Source organism: Nocardia abscessus NBRC 100374 (genome assembly GCF_000308455.1).
Lineage (GTDB): Bacteria > Actinomycetota > Actinomycetes > Mycobacteriales > Mycobacteriaceae > Nocardia > Nocardia abscessus.
This window is the reverse complement of record NZ_BAFP01000028.1, coordinates 1-15531: the sequence shown is the minus strand read 5'-3', so window position 1 is coordinate 15531 and position 15531 is coordinate 1. Positions and strand designations below refer to the sequence as shown.

Below are 15531 nucleotides of genomic sequence, written 5' to 3'. Positions count from 1 at the left end.
GCGCCCCGATCGCATGTCCCCGCAGACATGACCGCCCCCGCCCACACGGCGAATCGTGTGAGCGAGGGCGGGTGAGATCCATGCCGCGACAGCGCGATCAGCGTTGCGTCGCCCACGAACTCTGGAGAGCTGCCAGTGTGTCCGCGTCGAGCCCGGAGGCGGACATCGGGGCGTGCTCTTGTTCGTCCACTGCGTCGTCGGGCGATACCGCGGGCGGATTCGCGATGGCCTCGTCCACCGCCGCGGCCAATTCCGCGATGGTGAAGTGCTCGAATATCATCTGCGGGCTCAGCGGCAGACCGGCCTCCGCGGCCCGCGCCGCCCATTTGATGGCGATGACGCTGTCACCGCCGAGGCCGAAGAACCCGTCCTCGCGGCCGACCTCGGTGATGTCGAGCAGTTCCTCCAGAATCGCCGCCAAGCTGCGCTCGGTCTCGGTCTGCGGTGCGACGTAGCCGGATTCGAGCGCGGCGGGCGCGGCGTGCCGGACCACCGAGCGGCCGGTATCCCAGCCCTCCGGCAGGACGTCGAGCTCGCCGAAGGCCAGGTCGGGCTGTTCGGCGAAGGCCCGCAGCACCCCCACCAGCACATCGGCGAAGATCTCTCCCGTCTCCGCGACGTACAGATCCGGATTGACCACCACGCGCGCGACGAGGTCGCCGTTGGTGTCCACCGAGTAGTCGAGGTGGAAGTCCATGAACGAGACGTCGTAGTACCCGGCGATACCGGTGAGCATGGTCGACCCGTCCGCGGTGAACGGCACGGGCACGGGGCGGTGCCGGAAGTGCATCATCACCTGGAACAGCGGATTGCGCGACAGCGAGCGAGCCGGATTGAGCGTCTCCACCAGACGTTCGAAGGGCACACCCTGGTGACTGATCGCGTCGAGCGCCGCGTTGCGCACGCGCTCGAGCATGGTGCGCGGCGTCGGATCACCCGACACGTTGTGGCGCATCACCACCACGTTCGCGAACAGGCCGACGAGTTCGTCGGTGGTCTGACCGATCCGGTTGGCCACCGCGGCGCCGATCGCCACGTCCTCGCCGCCGCCGAGAATATTGACGACCGCGGCGCTGACCGCCTGGCAGAGCATGAATTCGGTCGCACCGACCTCGTCGGCCCTGGCACGCAACGCGTTCCAGGTCGCCGCGGGCAGCACGCGGGCCGCGCTGAGGCCGTTACGGCCGAGGACGGGCGGACGCGGGTGGTCGTGGGCGACGGCGATCTCGTCGGGCAGACCGTCGAGCGTCTTGCGCCAGTAGTCCAGCTGCGCCTGTCCGTAGGCACTGACCTCGCGGTTGGCGCCGCGGTCGAAGACCTCCCGCTGCCAGATCGCGAAGTCGGCGAACTGGAGGGGCAATTCGGCCCAGCCCGGGGCCGCCCCGTTCGAGCGGGCCCGATAGGCGACGGTCAGATCGTCCAGGAAGATCTGGCACGACCGCATGTCGGCGATGATGTGGTGCATCAGGATGGACAGCACGTGAGTCTGCGCATCCAGTCGCAGCACCCGCAACCGAACCATCGGCTCGGCAGCCAGATCGAAGACGTAATCCCAGTCCGCGGCCAGCTCCTCCTGGAGCCGGGCGTCGACATCGTCGGCCGCGCCGATGTCCACGAGCGGCACCGGCACCGGCGCGGGCGGCGCCACCAGCTGATACGGCGTCCCTTCGTATTCGGGGAAGGTGGTCCGCAACGATTCGTGCCGAGCCACCACGTCGTCGATGGCGGCGCGCAGCGCGGCCACGTCGAGCGGACCGTCGAAACGGACCGGGTAGCTGACGTTCTCGCCGTCGATCGCGCCTTCCAGCCGGCGCTGCAGCCAATAGACCCGCTGCGAGTAGGACAGTGGGATTCGTTCCGGACGTTCCCTGCGTACCAACTCGGGCTTCACCGCGCGTGCTTCGGCGACCGGCGCGGGCTCGGTGGCCTCGTCCTCGTCGAAGGCGTCGATCTCGTCGAGGTCGATGTCGAACTCGTCGCGGAAGGCGGCGACCAGATGGGCGGCCAGCGCGGTGACGGTCGGCTTGTCGAACGGGACGCGCATATCTATCTCGATGCCGAACTCGGCGCGGATCATGGTGATCAGCCGCGCCGCGAGCAGCGAATGGCCGCCGAGTTCGAAGAACGAATCGTCGGCGCCCACCCGCTCGCGAGTGAACAGCGTGGCGAACAGTCCGGCGATGCGGGCCTCGGTCGGCGTCTGCGGCTCCCGGTAGGCGCGGGCCTCGGCGAAGGCGGGCGCGGGCAGCGCTCGCTTGTCCAGCTTGCCGTGCGCGGTGAGCGGAACCTCCTCGATGACCGCGAAGGCCGAGGGAACCATGTATTCCGGCAGCGCCGCCGCCACGTGCGCGCGGACCTGGTCGAGATCTACCTCGGCGCCCGGAGCCGGCACGACGTAAGCCGCCAGGACCGGGCCGAGCATCTCGTGCTCCGCGACGATCACGACACAGTGCGCGACCGACGGATGGTCGGTGACGGTGGCCTCGACCTCACCGAGTTCGATTCGGTGTCCGCGCACCTTGACCTGTTCGTCGGCGCGGCCGATGAATTCGATCTCCCCCGCGGCGTTGCGGCGGGCCAGGTCGCCGGTGCGGTAGAGCCGCCCGCCCGCCAGGAAGGGATCGGCGACGAAACGTTCCGCGGTCAGGCCGGGCCGGTGCAGATAGCCGCGGGCCAGCTGGCGTCCGCCGAGGTAGATCTCGCCGACGACCCCGGAAGGCACCAGCTGCATGGCGTCGTCGAGCAGGTACAGGTACACATTGCGGTTCGGCAGTCCGATCGGCACGATGCCGTTGCCCTGCGGGCCTTCGACCTCCATGTGCGCCGAGCACACCACCGCCTCGGTGGGGCCGTAGTGGTTGCGCAGGTCGGCGTCGAACTGGGCGGCGAACCGGTCGGCCACCTCGCCGGGCAGCGCCTCGCCGCCGACCGGAACGCGCCGCAGCGTGCGCCAGTCGTTCACCTCGGGCAACACCAGGAAGGTGGCCAGCATGGACGGCACCATGTGCAGCACCGTCACGCCGTGGCGGGTGACCAGATCCGCCACGTAAGGAATGTCGCGGTAGGCGTTCGGCTTCGGAATCACCACGCGCGCACCGGCGGTCAGCGTGACGAAGATGTCGAGCAGCGATGCGTCGAAACTCACCGAGGTCGATTGCAGCACCCGGTCCTGCGGGGTGAGATCCCATTCCGCGTTGAAGCCCGACAGGTGCTCGGCGATCGCGTCGTGCGGCACCGGAACGCCTTTCGGCTTGCCGGTGGAGCCGGAAGTGTAGATGACGTAGGCGGTATTCGACGGGTGCAGCGGCGTCGTGCGATCGGCGTCCACCGGGTCGCGGTCCGGCAGCGCCGCGGCGTCCTGTTCGGCCGCCGTCACCGCCACCGTGTCCAGCGTCAGCTTGGGACGGGCGTCGTCGAGCAGATATTCGGTCCGCTCGCCCGGGTAGGCGGGGTCGATGGGCAGGTAGGCCGCGCCCGCCTTCTGCACGGCCAGGATCGCGACCACGAATTCGACCGAGGTGGCCATCCGCAGCGCGACCAGGTCTTCGGGGCCGACTCCCTGCCCGATCAGCCAGTGCGCCAACCGGTTCGCGCGTTCGTTCAGCGCGCGGTAGGACAGTTCGACCTCGTCGGAGACCAGCGCGATGTTCTCCGGTGTCGCGCCCACCTGCCGCTCGAACATGGCGATCATGGTGGTCGGCCGCTCGTCGACGAGTGTGCCGTGCGAGATCGCCAGCAGATCGCGCCGTTCGGTCGCGCCCAGCAGGTCGAGATCCCGGATCAGTTGCGCGGGCTCGCGCAGTGCGCTGTCGAGCAGCTGCACGTAGTGGTCGAGCAACTGGACGACCAGCGATCGCTCGAGTTCGTCGACCAGATAGGTGGCCTCCACGCGGGCGCCTGCGCCGTCCTGGACGACCATCAGGCCGAGCGGCTCCTGCGCGACGACGCTGCCGAGGGCCAGTTCGCTCGCTTCGATTCCGGGCAGGTCGAATCCGTTGGCCGCGCCGCGCACACTGAAGCTGAGCTGGACCAGCTGTGCCATGGCGTCGCTGCCCGCCACCCGCTCCGGGCCGACCGCCTGGATCACGCGATCGACGCCCACGTCCTGGTGGGTGAAGGCGCCGACCACGGTCTCCTTCGTCCGATCCAGCAGCGTCGCGAAGGTTTCCGCACCGCGCGGAGTCGCGCGGATCAGCAGCGTGTTGCCGAAATATCCGATCAACGCCTCCGCCCTGGCGTCGCGACGGTTGGTCACCGGCATGGAGACCAGGAAATCGGTGGCCGCGGTGTAGCGATGCACCAGCGCTTGGAAACCCGCGAGCAGCACCATGTACGGGGTCGCCGACTGCGCCCGCCCGGTCGAGGCCACCAGCTCCATCAGCTCCCGCGGCAGTGCACGCACCACGCGGTCGGCGTTCTTGGATCCCGCCCCGCCCGCCCGGCGGCTCGGCAGTTCCAGCCGTTCCGGCAGGGGGGTCAGCGCGTCGCGCCAGAATTCCAGGCCGGCGCTCTCGTCGCCGCCGGATCGCCCGAACACTTCGACGTCGACGTACTGCGCCTTGACCGCGGGCAGGTCACCCTCGCCACGGTAGGCCGCGTTCAGCTCGGTGAAGAACACCGGCCACGAGTCGTCGTCCCAGCCGATGTGGTGGACCACGAGGACCAGCACGTAGGACTGCGCGCCGACCCGGATCAGCGTCGGCCGCAACGGCAGATCGGTGGACAGGTCGAACGGGCGGGCGAATTCGCGCCGCGCGAGGACCTCGATCCGCCGCTGCAGCACGTTGTCGGGCAGATCGGTGAGATCGTGCCGCTGCCAGGTGAGTGCGGCATCGTCGCGGGAGACCTGGTACGGCTCACCGTCGTCACCGACGTGATAGGTGGTGCGCAGCACCTCGTGCCTGGCGACGACGGTCGCGAACGCGGCCTGCAACCGCTCCGGATCCGCGAGTCCGTCGAGCCGGTAGGCCACGCAGACGTTCAACGTGGTGTCGCTCGGATCGAGCCGCTGTACGAACCACATCCGCTGCTGCGCCGCCGACAAGGCGCTCGGCTCGCCGCCGCGCCGCGCCGGTGCGGCCTGCTCCTGCGGCGATGCCTGCACGCCCTGCTCACGCAAACGTCTCTGTAGTAACTGCTTGCGGCGCTCGAGAATGTCGTCTGCCATGTCCGTCCTTCGAATCGTCTGTCGGGCCCGATGTCCGGACATGCCGGACGGGCGGTGGTCTGGCGATCAGGTCACTGATCGGTGAGATAACCGCCGCGCGCGAAGAATTCGGCTCCGTCGTGTTCGGCGCCCGCCGCGGTGCGCACCCGGGTGATCACCAGCGCGCGGTTGCCGCCCCGGTGGGCGTCGGCTCCCGTCACCACCGCGCCGCCGCCCTCCTGCACGATGACGCGGCCGGGCGTGCCGCCGTAGCGCGCTTCGGAGACCCGCGCGGCCAGTACCTCGATACGCTCGCCGCGGTAGTGGGTGAACGCGCGCGGGTACGGCGCGGAAAGCGCGCGCACGAAACGCTCCAGGTCCTCCGCCTGCCAAGTCCAGTCGATCCGGCTGTCCCGCTCGGAGCGCTTGTGGAAGTAGGTGCGCTCGGCCTTGTTCTGCGGCCGCCACTGCGCGGTACCGGAATCCAGTGCGGCCAGCGCCTCGCCGAGCGCGCCGGGAATCAGCTCCATCCCGCGCATCACCAGTTCGGTGCCGGTATCGCTGGGGCCGATGGGAATCGAGCGCTGCACGAGGATGTCGCCGGTATCCAGACCCTCGTCCATGCGGTGCACGGTCAGGCCCGTTTCGGAGGCGCCGCTGATCAGTGCCCACAGCACCGGAGAGAACCCGGTGAACTTCGGCAGCAGCGAATCGTGCAGGTTCAGGGTGCCGTGCGGCGGCAGGTTGTACAACTCCGCGGGCATCCAGGTGTACCAGCTGTTCACCACGATGACATCCGGTTCGACCCGCTTGACGAGATCGATGGTCTCCGCGTCCGCCCGTTCGGTGAGGTGCACCGGAATCCCGTGTTCGCGCGCCAGTTCCTCGACCGAATCGGAGAAGATCGCTTTGTAGGACTGCTCGCTCGCCGGATGCGTGACCGCGAGCACCACCTCGTGTTCCGAGTCGATCAGGGCTTGCAGGGTCTTACGACCCCAGGTCTGGAAACCGAACGACACGATACGCATGAACCGAAAACCTTCCCTCAAAAAACAAAGGTTAGCCTAGCCTATCTCAGTCGTGCGCGCGTGCCGAACCTGATCAATCGACCGGCAAGACCGCGTTCCCGCGTCGCACCGCGGCTTGCCGGACCGTCGCCGTCTGGAGCACCCGGTCCGAAAGTGCGCCCAGGCAGCTGAGATTCGGGAAGCCGGGGCCTTGGGCAAGCGCCGCCAGGTTCGGTAGATACAGCTTGCTGTCCAGGCCCGACACCGCGAGGTCGTATCCGATGGCGGCCTCGATCCGCGCCTGCGTCAGCTCACCGCCCACCGCGAGTTCGAGCAGATCCGCGGCATTCGCGTCGAACAGTTCGAGGAACCACAGCGGACGGCCGCCGGTCGCGTCGATCACCAGGTCGGCGGTGTGCACCTGATCCGGGCGCATCTCGTTGCGCAACGTCAGCGCGACGGCGCCGTCCTGATCCGCCACCCGGACCACCCGGCCCTGCATGTGATGCACGCGATTGTCGGCGAGCAGGCTCTCCTGCACGCGAACCGAGAACACGCCGCGATCGGTCCGCCTGATGACATCCCTGCGCTCGTCGATACTCAGCGCTCCCCATTTGATCGGGTCGCTGAAAAGCGAGTTCTCGAAATAGCTCTCGCCGCGGGTGTAGATCGTCGCCATCGGCGAGATCACCGAGATCGACAGCATGCCGTGGCGGATCAGCTCGTCCAGCGCCGAACCGGCGGTCTCGCCGCCGCCGATCACGGCGACCCGGGAGGCGAGGGGCAGACTGCGCTTACCCGCCAGATCCCAGAATTCGGCGATGCTGAGCACCTTGGGATGTTTGGTCAGCGCTTTCTCGCTGCGGCCCGGCCCGGTGATCATGAGGCCGTCCGCCTCGATCTCGGTCGGGCGGCCGTCCGCGTCGACCGCGGTGACCTGCCACCCGTCGGCCGCGGCCGCGATGGATCGCACTGTGCCGACGACGAGTTCGAGATCGATCGCCCGCGCGACCCACTGCAGGTACTTCGCCCAGACATGATGCTGCGGACTCGGCCTGCCGCGGTCGATCCACTCGGCGTAGGTGCCCTGATCGACCAGGAACGAGGTCCAGCTGTAGGCCATCATGGCCTCGTTGATTGCCCGGTTGCGACCACGGGCCCACGTGGAGTGGTAGGGGAAGCCGATGTCCTTCTCCGGACTGGTGCCGAGCCGGTGCTGCCCATCGGTCCAGCCACCGGTCGGCAGCCAATTACCGCCCACCGCGTGCGCTTCCACCACCACGACGCGCGGCGCGGGCAATCCCAATTCGCGCAGTACATGGGCCTTGGCCGCCACCGCCAACGCCTTCGGACCCGCACCGACGACAACAAGCGTTCCCACTGTTTCTCCCACTCTCGACTCGCGCCGCACCCGTGGGCACGCCCACATCGACCGAACCTGCGCGTCTATGTTTGCATAGGCTTACCTTACAGTGAAGGCGCGCGCTTCACTCGACCATGGGTGAGCGCACACCGGAATGATTGGAATGAACAGATGATCGGAATCAGCCGAAAGACCATCGGCGCTATCGCGGTTGCCGCCTCGGTCCTCACCGGCGCCCTCGGCACGGTCGCCATGAGCACGGTCGCTGAGGCCGCCCCGCTCGTCACCCCGCTGCGCACCAAGGCGCCCGGCACCGGCGAACTGCGCGCCAAGATGGCCGTCCTGTTCAACCCGGGCGCTTCGCGCTCGGCCAGGGCCGCCGAACTGGAGACCGGCGAGGCGGGCCTGCCCGCCTTCGATCGCGCCGCGGCGCTGATCTCGGTCGCACCCGCGAGCTGGCGCTGGGATGTCGTCGGCCCGGTGAGCGTCGACGGCGACGTGGCCTACGCCAAGCTGCTGACCTCGACCGAGGGCTACGAACCGTGGTACTTCGACATGTCCTGGCGGCAGGTCGACGGCACCTGGAAGCTGACCCGGGAATCGGTGTGCACCATCGGCAATTTCGTCGGAACCGGCTGCTGAACATCGACCGCCACACCCGGAGTGCCTCGCTTCAGGCGGGGCACTTCGGCGTTTCGGACCGATGCCGCCTACCGCGTGACCGCCAAGTATTCTTAGGCTAACCTCAGTTGCATGAGCAGAGGATTCAGTGGCGTCGTGGTCAAGGCGTGGGGCGGCAAGGACTACCGGCTCACTGTGACATCGACCGAAGAGGTTACCGACCATTTCGTGCGGCTCGGTTTCGATGCCGGTGGGCTGCTGGCCGATCATCCCGTCCATCCCACGCAGTGGATCCGCGTGTGGATTCCCGAGGCGGACAGCGACAAACTGCATCATCGGGCGTTCACCCTCGTCGATCCCGATCCCGCGGGCGACCGGTTCTGGATCGAGTTCGCCCTGCACCACGGTCCCGCCGCGGACTGGGCGCGCAACGCGGGCGTCGGTGATCCACTCGACGCGAGCGTGCTCGGCTCCAAATTCGCACTGCCGGAACCCGCGCCGAGCGAGTACATCGTCTTCGGTGACACCGCCTCGCTGCCCGCGATCAACTCGCTGCTCGACGCCATCGGCGACACTCCGGCTCGGGTCTGGCTGGAATGGCAGTACGAGTCGGACCAGACCCTTCCGGTGCGCAACAAGCCCCACCATCAGGTGACCTGGCTCCAGCGCGTGGACGACGGCCGGCTGATGCGTGAGCAGGCACAGCAGATCACCTGCCCCACCGACGCATTCGGCTGGGTCGCCTGCGACGGCGCCACCACTCGCTCGATCGTCAAGACCCTCAAGACCACGCACGGGCTGCCCAAAACCGCGGTCAAGTCCCAGGCGTACTGGAAGTAGCCACTCCCCGGCCCCGAACGACAACGCCGCCCGCTACCCGAGGTAGCGGGCGGCGACCTGTCTCTCCGGACCGTCAGACCGCGGCGGGTTCCAGACGCCAGCCCGCGGCGCGGGAGCGTTCGTTCCAGAAGTCGGCATAGCGACCCCCGAGTTCCAGCAGTTCGTCGTGCGTGCCGCGTTCGACGATCCGGCCGCCGTCGACGAACAGGATCTGATCGGCGTGCGCGATGGTGGCCAGTCGATGCGCGACGACGATCACCGTCTTGCCCCTGGTCACTTCGTGCACACCGCGCACCACCACCGCTTCGCTGTGCGGGTCGAGCGCGCTGGTCGCCTCGTCGAGCAGCACGATCGGGGCGTCCTTGAGCAGTGCCCGGGCGATCGAAACCCGCTGCCGCTCACCACCGGACAGCGCCGCGCCGCCCTCGCCGACCGGTGTGGCCAACCCTTCGGGCAAGCGCTCGACGATCTCGTCCACGCTGGCGGCCTGCGCGGCACGCCACACCTCGGCATCGGTCGCCTCCGGCTTGCCGATCCTGATGTTGTCGGCCACCGAGCGATCGAACAGGTAGACGTTCTGGAAAACCAGGGAGAGCTGGTTCAACAGCGTCGCCGATGGTTGTTCACGCACGTCGTGTTCGCCCACCACGACGCGACCGGAGTCCACGTCGTAGAACCGGGCGGCCAGTCGCAGCAGGGTGGTCTTCCCCGCGCCGCTGGGTCCCACGATCGCGGTCGTGGTACCGGCCGGCACACTGAAGGTCACCTCGCTGAGCACCGGCTCGCCCGGACGGTAGCCGAAGCTCACATTGTCGAAGACCACCGCGGGCGCGCCCGGCGTCACCGGTGCTTCCGCCTCGGGAAGAACGGGTTCGGCAAGCAGATCGCCGACCCGCCCGACGGCGGCGGCCGCGGCGCGCAACCCGTTGCCCAGCTGGGCCGCCTGATTCAGCGGTTCGATGAACCGCGAGCTGACCGCGATCAACGCGATCGCCGCGGCCGCCGAGATCGACCCTCCGGTGGCCCTGCCGACCACGACATAGGCCAGCACCAAGAAGACCGCCTGGACCGACAGCGCGAACACGATCAACCCGGGAACCGCGGTGAACACCTGACGCGCGGTCGCCGACCGTTGCCTGCGCAGCGCCGCCTCCAACGCCCGGTTGCCCGCGCCGACGGCGCCGAAGGCCCGCAGAACCGGCTGTGCCTGCGCGAATTCGAGCACCCGGGCGTCGGCCTCGGCCGCGGCGGCGTGGGCCTGTTCGTCGGAGCTGCGGTACGCGCGCGAGGCCAATCCGTTCACCAGGAACAACACCGGGGCCGCCAGCAGCATCGCCGACGAGATCCGCCAATCGATGAACAGCATGCCCACGGCGACACCGAGTGGAACGACGATCCCATTGAGCACCCGGGCCACCAGATACGCCACGGCGCCTTGGATCTCCCGCACGTTCTCCACGGCCATGCGCGACAGCGGGCCCGCGCTGTGGGTTTCGAACCAGCCCAGCGGCAGAGCGTTGAGATGATCGCCGATCCTGGTCTGCAGACCGCGCTGCATCCCCACCGCGATGCGCAGACCGACCGAGGTCTGGAAGTATCCGAAGATGGCCATCGCCGCGACGGCGATCGTCATCAGCAGCGCCCACGTCCACGCCCGGCCGAGATCGCCGTCGAACAGCGACTCGAGCACCGGCACGAGCAGCAGGTAGGCGACGGACTGGCTCAGCGCCTGGGCGATTATCACCGCCAGCAACGTGGGGGTGAGCCCGGCGTATTCGGCCGGAACGAGTCCGAGAAGCTTGCGAATCATCGAGTCTCCTCGCTTTCCACGAGCGCGACCGCGTCCAGCGCCGCCTCGTTGATCTCCCAGAGACGCTGATAGGTGCCGCCTGCGTCGCGCAAACTCTGGTGGTCGCCCTGTTCGACCAATATTCCGTTCTCCAGCACCAGGATCCGGTCGACGCCGGTGATGGTATGCAAGCGGTGCGCGATCACCAGGACGGTACGTCCGGCGACCAGCGCCGCCAGCGCGTCCTGCACCGCGGCCTCGGACTCGGGATCGGCGAAGGCGGTGGCCTCGTCCAGCACGAGTACGGGGCTGTCGGCCAGCAGCGCGCGGGCGATCGAGAGCCGCTGCGCCTCGCCGCCGGAAAGCGTCGCGTCGACGCCGATCTCGGAGTCGTATCCACGCGGCAGCGACACGATCCGGTCGTGGATCTGCGCGGCGCGCGCGGCGCGCTCGAGTGCCTCGTCGGTGGCGTCCTGCCCGGCCATCCGGAGGTTGTCGCGGATCGAGCCGCGGATCAGGCGGACGTCCTGGAAGACGAACCCGACTGTCCGATAGAGCTCTTCGGTGGAGTAGTCGCGAATATCGCGGCCGCCGATGGTGATCCGCCCGCCGGTCACGTCGTAGAACCGGGGCAGCAGCTTGGCCAGCGTGGATTTGCCGGAGCCGCTCGGACCGACCAGCGCGGTGAGAGTGCCGGGAGCGAGTTCGAGATCGATGCCGCGCAGCACCTGGCGATCGTCGCGATAGCCGAAGGTGACCGACTCGAAGCGGACCACCCCCGCCCGATCCGGAACTCCCGATTCCGCCGCCGTCCCGGCCGCCAGTTCGGGAGTCTGCTGCAATTCGTGCAGGCGCACCGCGGCGGCGCCCGCCGCCCGCAACGCCTGTCCGCCGTAGCCGAGACCGAGCAGCGAACCGCCGAGACCGAGTCCGACGAGCAGGAACGGCAGCACATCCAGCGGCGCGACCCAGTCGAGTCCGACCGCGGCGAGCCCGGACAGCACGATCACCAGCATCATGAAGACCGGCGTGATGACGATGTCGGAGACCGCCTGCAGCCGGATCATGGGCGTCTTCCACCGGTCGAAGGCACGGGCCTGGGCGTCCACCGCCTCTTGGTATTCGGTATGCGCCTTGCCCGCCTGTCCGAAGGCACGCACCACCTGGATGCCGTCGACGAATTCGACGGTGCTCTCCTGAACGCGGTTCTCCCACCGGGTGTAGATGGCGAGCCGGTCACGGCTTTCCTGAGCCATCATCCTGCTGAGCGCGACGGCGTAGATCACCAGCGGGATCAGCAGTACCAGGGTGAGCCGCCAATCGACACCGAACAGGTAGCCGAGGGTCACGATCGGGACGACGAGTGCGCCCACGAACTCCAGCCTGGCGTGCGCGACGAGATAGTGCAGCGCCTCGACGTCGTCTTGCAGGTACTTCTTCACCTCGGTCGAGTTCCGGTCGCCGAACCAGCCGAGCGGCACCCGGGTCAGCTTGGCCGCCAGCGCGCGGCGCACGTCGAGCTGATACTTCCCGTCGAGTAGATGCGTCCAGGTCAGCGCACCGGCCTGGATCAGGGCGCGGACCACGAGGACCAGCACCGCGATCGTCAGCAGACGCCACACCCGATCGGTGTCCACCTGCTCGTCCAGCAGTTCGCGGCAAGCCTCCACGATCAGCACGAACGGCACGACCGTGCACACCGACGCGACCGCCATCACGACGCTCGCGACATTCAGCGGACCGCGTACGGGCGCGAGGATGTCCTTGCGTGCCTGCGCCTCCTGCCGCTTGCGTTCTTTCTCGACCGCCTTCGGCGGCCGGTTTCCCGTCTCCGCCCCCGGCGGCGCGACCTCCACCGTCATCTGTCCTCGCCTCCCGACCTTCCCGGCGCAACGCGCCGACATCCGCCCATCGTCATCACCAAGGAAGGTTAGGCTAACTTACTAAGATGCGATAGGGGTGGACCCCGCCCACCCCGGAGTTGTCCTCCACGACTTATTTCGGCAATGTGCGAAAACCGTTCCGGACCCGAGGTTTTCGAACGGCCGACGGGCCGGGGAATCCTCCGTGAACGGCAGCGCATCCTGGTGCGATAGCCCGCGCGCATCGCTAACTTCGAGCGAAAGCGGAACTATCGAGGCGCGGGAGTATCGAATATGTATGGCACGGAGATGTTTTCGGTTCTGTCGAATTGCGCGCGCGACCCCGGCGAACTGACCGCGGGCCAAGCGCACCGGGCCATGCAGGTTCACCTGGATTGCAGCGTCGAACTGTGCCGGGTCCGCCGCCGCGCGCGCAGGACACTGGTCGAGGCTCGCTTGATGGTGCTGGACGAGCGGGCCACCCCGTAATGGAACACCTCGCGCGGTCGTGCCTGCGACTGCCCGGACGAGCGAAGGCCGCTTCCCGCGTACCGGATCGGCTGCCGAGCGGCGAGCGGAATCGTCCGGGGTGCCGCGGCGTTGTCCCTGCCATGACCTCCACGGCATCCGATCGATCCGCCGCCCCCGTCGTCGACACCGGTACCGAATTCGGCGCGAAAGTCGCCGAACGATTGAACCGCGAGTCCGTCCTCTGGCTGACCACCGTCGGCCCCACCGGCACACCGCAGCCGAACCCCGTCTGGTTCCAGTGGCGCGACGGTGAATTCCTGATCTTCAGCAAGCCCGGCCAGCCGAAGGTACGCAATATCCAGCGCAATCCCCGTGTCGCGCTGAACCTCAACAGCACGGAGACCGGCGGCGACGTCGTCGTGCTCACCGGCACAGCGCGCGTCGTCGAGCAGCGGCCGAGCGCGGCCGAAATCGCCTCCTTCACCACGAAGTACGCCGAGGGCCTGCGCTCGATCGAGATGACCGACGAGCAGTTCTACGCCGAATACTCGGTGGTCGTGCGGGTGACGCCGGATCGGCTGCGCGGATTCTGAATCCGATGACCTTCGCACCGCCGCCGTCCACCGCCGCCTGGCGGCATCGGACCGCACGCGAGGGGTTCGAGGTGGCCTATTTCCGGGTCACCGAGCAGGGTGTGCTGATCGACGGCTGCACGACGGCCGTCGAGGACGGCGCGGCCTGGACGGTGGACTACCGGATCGCGCTCGACACCGAATGGCGCACGCGCCGGGCCCAGGTGGCCATACGCAAGCCGGGCGGCTGGAACACGCTGGTATTGGACGCGGACGGTACGGGGTCCTGGCTACTGGACGGCATGCCCGCGCCACTGCTAGACGGCTGCCTCGACGTGGACCTGGAATCTTCGGCGCTGACCAACGCGCTACCCGTGCACAGGTCGGCGCCGGAGGTCGGGGAGGGCATGGACGCACCCGCCGCCTATGTGTACGCCTCCGGCGCCGCGGTGGCGCGGCTGGAGCAGCGCTATGACCGCATCGTCGACGGTGAGCACGGACCGAGATTCGACTACGCGGCCCCGGAGTTCGATTTCGCCTGCGTCTTGGAGTACGACAAGTCGGGCTTGGTGCTCGACTACCCGGGCATCGCGGTGCGGGCCCACTGAGGTCCCGGCCGTCGCGGCATGCGGTAGGCCTCCGGCTAGGGTCGATACCGATGAGAAGGCGCCAACAACCGCCGTTGCCGAAGCGGCACGGCTTGGACCCGGCCCGGCTACGACTACCGGAGCAGGGCGACTGGGCGACCATTCGGGACCATCTGGTGGAGCGCCTGCCCCGGGTGCCCGCCGCGCGGATCGATGAACTGCTGCACGCGGGCGGCATCGTCGACCTCGACGGGCCGATCGCTCCCGACGCACCGTACGTCCCGGGTGGCGCGGTCTGGTTCCACCGCGATCTCCCCGAGGAGACGATGGTCCCGTTCGACATCCCCGTCGTGCATCGCGACGACGACCTGCTGGTAGCGGACAAACCGCACTTCCTGGCCACCATCCCGCGCGGTCAGCACATCCTGCAGACCGCCCTCGTGCGGCTGCGCCGGGAGCTGGACCTGCCCGACCTGATCCCGGCGCATCGGCTCGACCGCGGCACGGCGGGCCTGGTGCTGTTCGTGATCAACCCGGCCCGCCGCGGCGCCTACCAGACCATGTTCCACAAGCGCACCGTGCGCAAAGAGTACGAGGCGATCGCCCGGTTCGACCCCGATCTCACCCTGCCCCGAGTGGTGCGCAGCCGGATCATCAAGGAGAAGCAGGTGCTCGCGGCCCAGGAGGTGCCGGGCGAACCCAACGCGGAAACCGTGGTCGAACTGCTCGAGCACCGGGACGGGCTCGGCCGCTACCGGCTGCGCCCGCACACCGGCCGGACCCACCAGTTACGCCTGCATATGAACAGCCTCGGCATCCCCATCCTCGGCGACGACTTCTATCCGGTGCTCACCGACAAGCCCGTCGACGACTTCACCAGGCCACTGCAGTTGCTGGCCGCTTCGCTCGAGTTCACCGATCCGGTCAGCCGCGAGCCACGCCGCTTCGAGACCACTCGCGCGTTGCAGGCTTGGACCGATCCGCACGGGTGGGCCGGGTGCCTGTCCGATCGCACCGCATGATGTGCGGTTTTATGTACGCCACCCTCGGCGGTCTCGGAGACGACCGAGAAACGTGATCGTCCGACTCCGGCTCGCGCCGGGCAATTCGCCGCTTGTCAATCGCGCGGATCTCGGGTCTCGGACACGACCCGAAAATGTGACCGTTCGGCCTCCGGCGTCGCTGCCGCGCACTTGTGCCCTGCGCGGACGTCGGCATCCTCGGAGACGACGGGAAATGTGACCTGTCTGGCAGTGGGAAGCATGGCCCGTAG

General features: G+C 68.3%; 11 protein-coding genes. 6 read left to right on the top strand and 5 right to left on the bottom strand.

Translation table 11 applies throughout. The annotated features are described in order from the left end of the window. Nucleotides 1–97: 97 nt before the first annotated feature. The 3 genes from ON19_RS04605 to ON19_RS04595 all read right to left on the bottom strand — a co-directional run bounded on the left by ON19_RS04605 (nucleotide 98) and on the right by ON19_RS04595 (nucleotide 7534). Nucleotides 98–5167 carry a non-ribosomal peptide synthetase gene (locus ON19_RS04605; RefSeq protein WP_043687342.1) on the bottom strand — a complete coding sequence of 1690 codons (5070 nt, stop codon included), beginning with the start codon at nucleotides 5165–5167 and terminating at the stop codon, nucleotides 98–100. A gap of 71 nt (nucleotides 5168–5238) precedes the next feature. Further along, nucleotides 5239–6174 (bottom strand): methionyl-tRNA formyltransferase, encoded by a 936-nt coding sequence (locus ON19_RS04600; RefSeq protein ID WP_043687340.1) that lies wholly within the window; start codon nucleotides 6172–6174, stop codon nucleotides 5239–5241. 73 nt (nucleotides 6175–6247) lie between these two features. Beyond that, complete coding sequence (locus tag ON19_RS04595) at nucleotides 6248–7534, bottom strand: SidA/IucD/PvdA family monooxygenase (protein WP_157229588.1); 1287 nt, start codon at nucleotides 7532–7534, stop codon at nucleotides 6248–6250. Nucleotides 7535–7687: 153 nt separating this feature from the next. On the opposite strand from ON19_RS04595, the gene ON19_RS04590 reads away from it, so the two are divergent. After that, nucleotides 7688–8158 (top strand): MTB12 C-terminal domain-containing protein, encoded by a 471-nt coding sequence (locus ON19_RS04590; protein WP_043687334.1) that lies wholly within the window; start codon nucleotides 7688–7690, stop codon nucleotides 8156–8158. 111 nt (nucleotides 8159–8269) lie between these two features. Then, the gene (locus tag ON19_RS04585; protein WP_043687331.1) at nucleotides 8270–8977 is read left to right on the top strand and encodes a siderophore-interacting protein; all 708 of its coding nucleotides are present in this window, start codon (nucleotides 8270–8272) and stop codon (nucleotides 8975–8977) included. Between the two features lie 73 nt (nucleotides 8978–9050). Here ON19_RS04585 and ON19_RS04580 read toward each other — a convergent pair whose 3' ends face one another. Together ON19_RS04580 and ON19_RS04575 are read right to left on the bottom strand one after the other, a co-directional pair. Continuing rightward, complete coding sequence (locus ON19_RS04580) at nucleotides 9051–10787, bottom strand: ABC transporter ATP-binding protein (protein ID WP_043687330.1); 1737 nt, start codon at nucleotides 10785–10787, stop codon at nucleotides 9051–9053. Then, the gene (locus ON19_RS04575; protein ID WP_043687328.1) at nucleotides 10784–12628 is read right to left on the bottom strand and encodes an ABC transporter ATP-binding protein; all 1845 of its coding nucleotides are present in this window, start codon (nucleotides 12626–12628) and stop codon (nucleotides 10784–10786) included. Before ON19_RS04575 ends, ON19_RS04580 begins: the two co-directional genes overlap by 4 nt. Before the next feature lie 309 nt (nucleotides 12629–12937). On the opposite strand from ON19_RS04575, the gene ON19_RS04570 reads away from it, so the two are divergent. The 4 genes from ON19_RS04570 to ON19_RS04555 all read left to right on the top strand — a co-directional run bounded on the left by ON19_RS04570 (nucleotide 12938) and on the right by ON19_RS04555 (nucleotide 15280). Further along, a complete protein-coding gene (locus tag ON19_RS04570; RefSeq protein WP_157229587.1) occupies nucleotides 12938–13117 on the top strand; it encodes a hypothetical protein in 180 nt (59 codons plus the stop codon). 122 nt (nucleotides 13118–13239) lie between these two features. Further along, nucleotides 13240–13692: a TIGR03667 family PPOX class F420-dependent oxidoreductase gene (locus ON19_RS04565; protein WP_043687324.1), complete on the top strand. Its 453-nt coding sequence runs from the start codon at nucleotides 13240–13242 to the stop codon at nucleotides 13690–13692. 5 nt (nucleotides 13693–13697) lie between these two features. Next, on the top strand, nucleotides 13698–14279 hold the full coding sequence (locus tag ON19_RS04560) for a putative glycolipid-binding domain-containing protein (RefSeq protein ID WP_043687322.1): 582 nt from the start codon (nucleotides 13698–13700) through the stop codon (nucleotides 14277–14279). Between the two features lie 50 nt (nucleotides 14280–14329). After that, nucleotides 14330–15280 (top strand): RluA family pseudouridine synthase, encoded by a 951-nt coding sequence (locus ON19_RS04555; RefSeq protein WP_043687319.1) that lies wholly within the window; start codon nucleotides 14330–14332, stop codon nucleotides 15278–15280. Nucleotides 15281–15531: the final 251 nt, after the last annotated feature.

Coding starts and splice junctions, on each gene's coding strand:
- ON19_RS04605 (WP_043687342.1), bottom strand. CDS start 5,167: ATGGCAGACGACATTCTCGAGCGCCGCAAGCAGTTACTACAGAGACGT.
- ON19_RS04555 (WP_043687319.1), top strand. CDS start 14,330: ATGAGAAGGCGCCAACAACCGCCGTTGCCGAAGCGGCACGGCTTGGAC.
- ON19_RS04600 (WP_043687340.1), bottom strand. CDS start 6,174: ATGCGTATCGTGTCGTTCGGTTTCCAGACCTGGGGTCGTAAGACCCTG.
- ON19_RS04585 (WP_043687331.1), top strand. CDS start 8,270: ATGAGCAGAGGATTCAGTGGCGTCGTGGTCAAGGCGTGGGGCGGCAAG.
- ON19_RS04565 (WP_043687324.1), top strand. CDS start 13,240: ATGACCTCCACGGCATCCGATCGATCCGCCGCCCCCGTCGTCGACACC.
- ON19_RS04590 (WP_043687334.1), top strand. CDS start 7,688: ATGATCGGAATCAGCCGAAAGACCATCGGCGCTATCGCGGTTGCCGCC.
- ON19_RS04570 (WP_157229587.1), top strand. CDS start 12,938: ATGTTTTCGGTTCTGTCGAATTGCGCGCGCGACCCCGGCGAACTGACC.
- ON19_RS04560 (WP_043687322.1), top strand. CDS start 13,698: ATGACCTTCGCACCGCCGCCGTCCACCGCCGCCTGGCGGCATCGGACC.
- ON19_RS04580 (WP_043687330.1), bottom strand. CDS start 10,787: ATGATTCGCAAGCTTCTCGGACTCGTTCCGGCCGAATACGCCGGGCTC.
- ON19_RS04575 (WP_043687328.1), bottom strand. CDS start 12,628: ATGACGGTGGAGGTCGCGCCGCCGGGGGCGGAGACGGGAAACCGGCCG.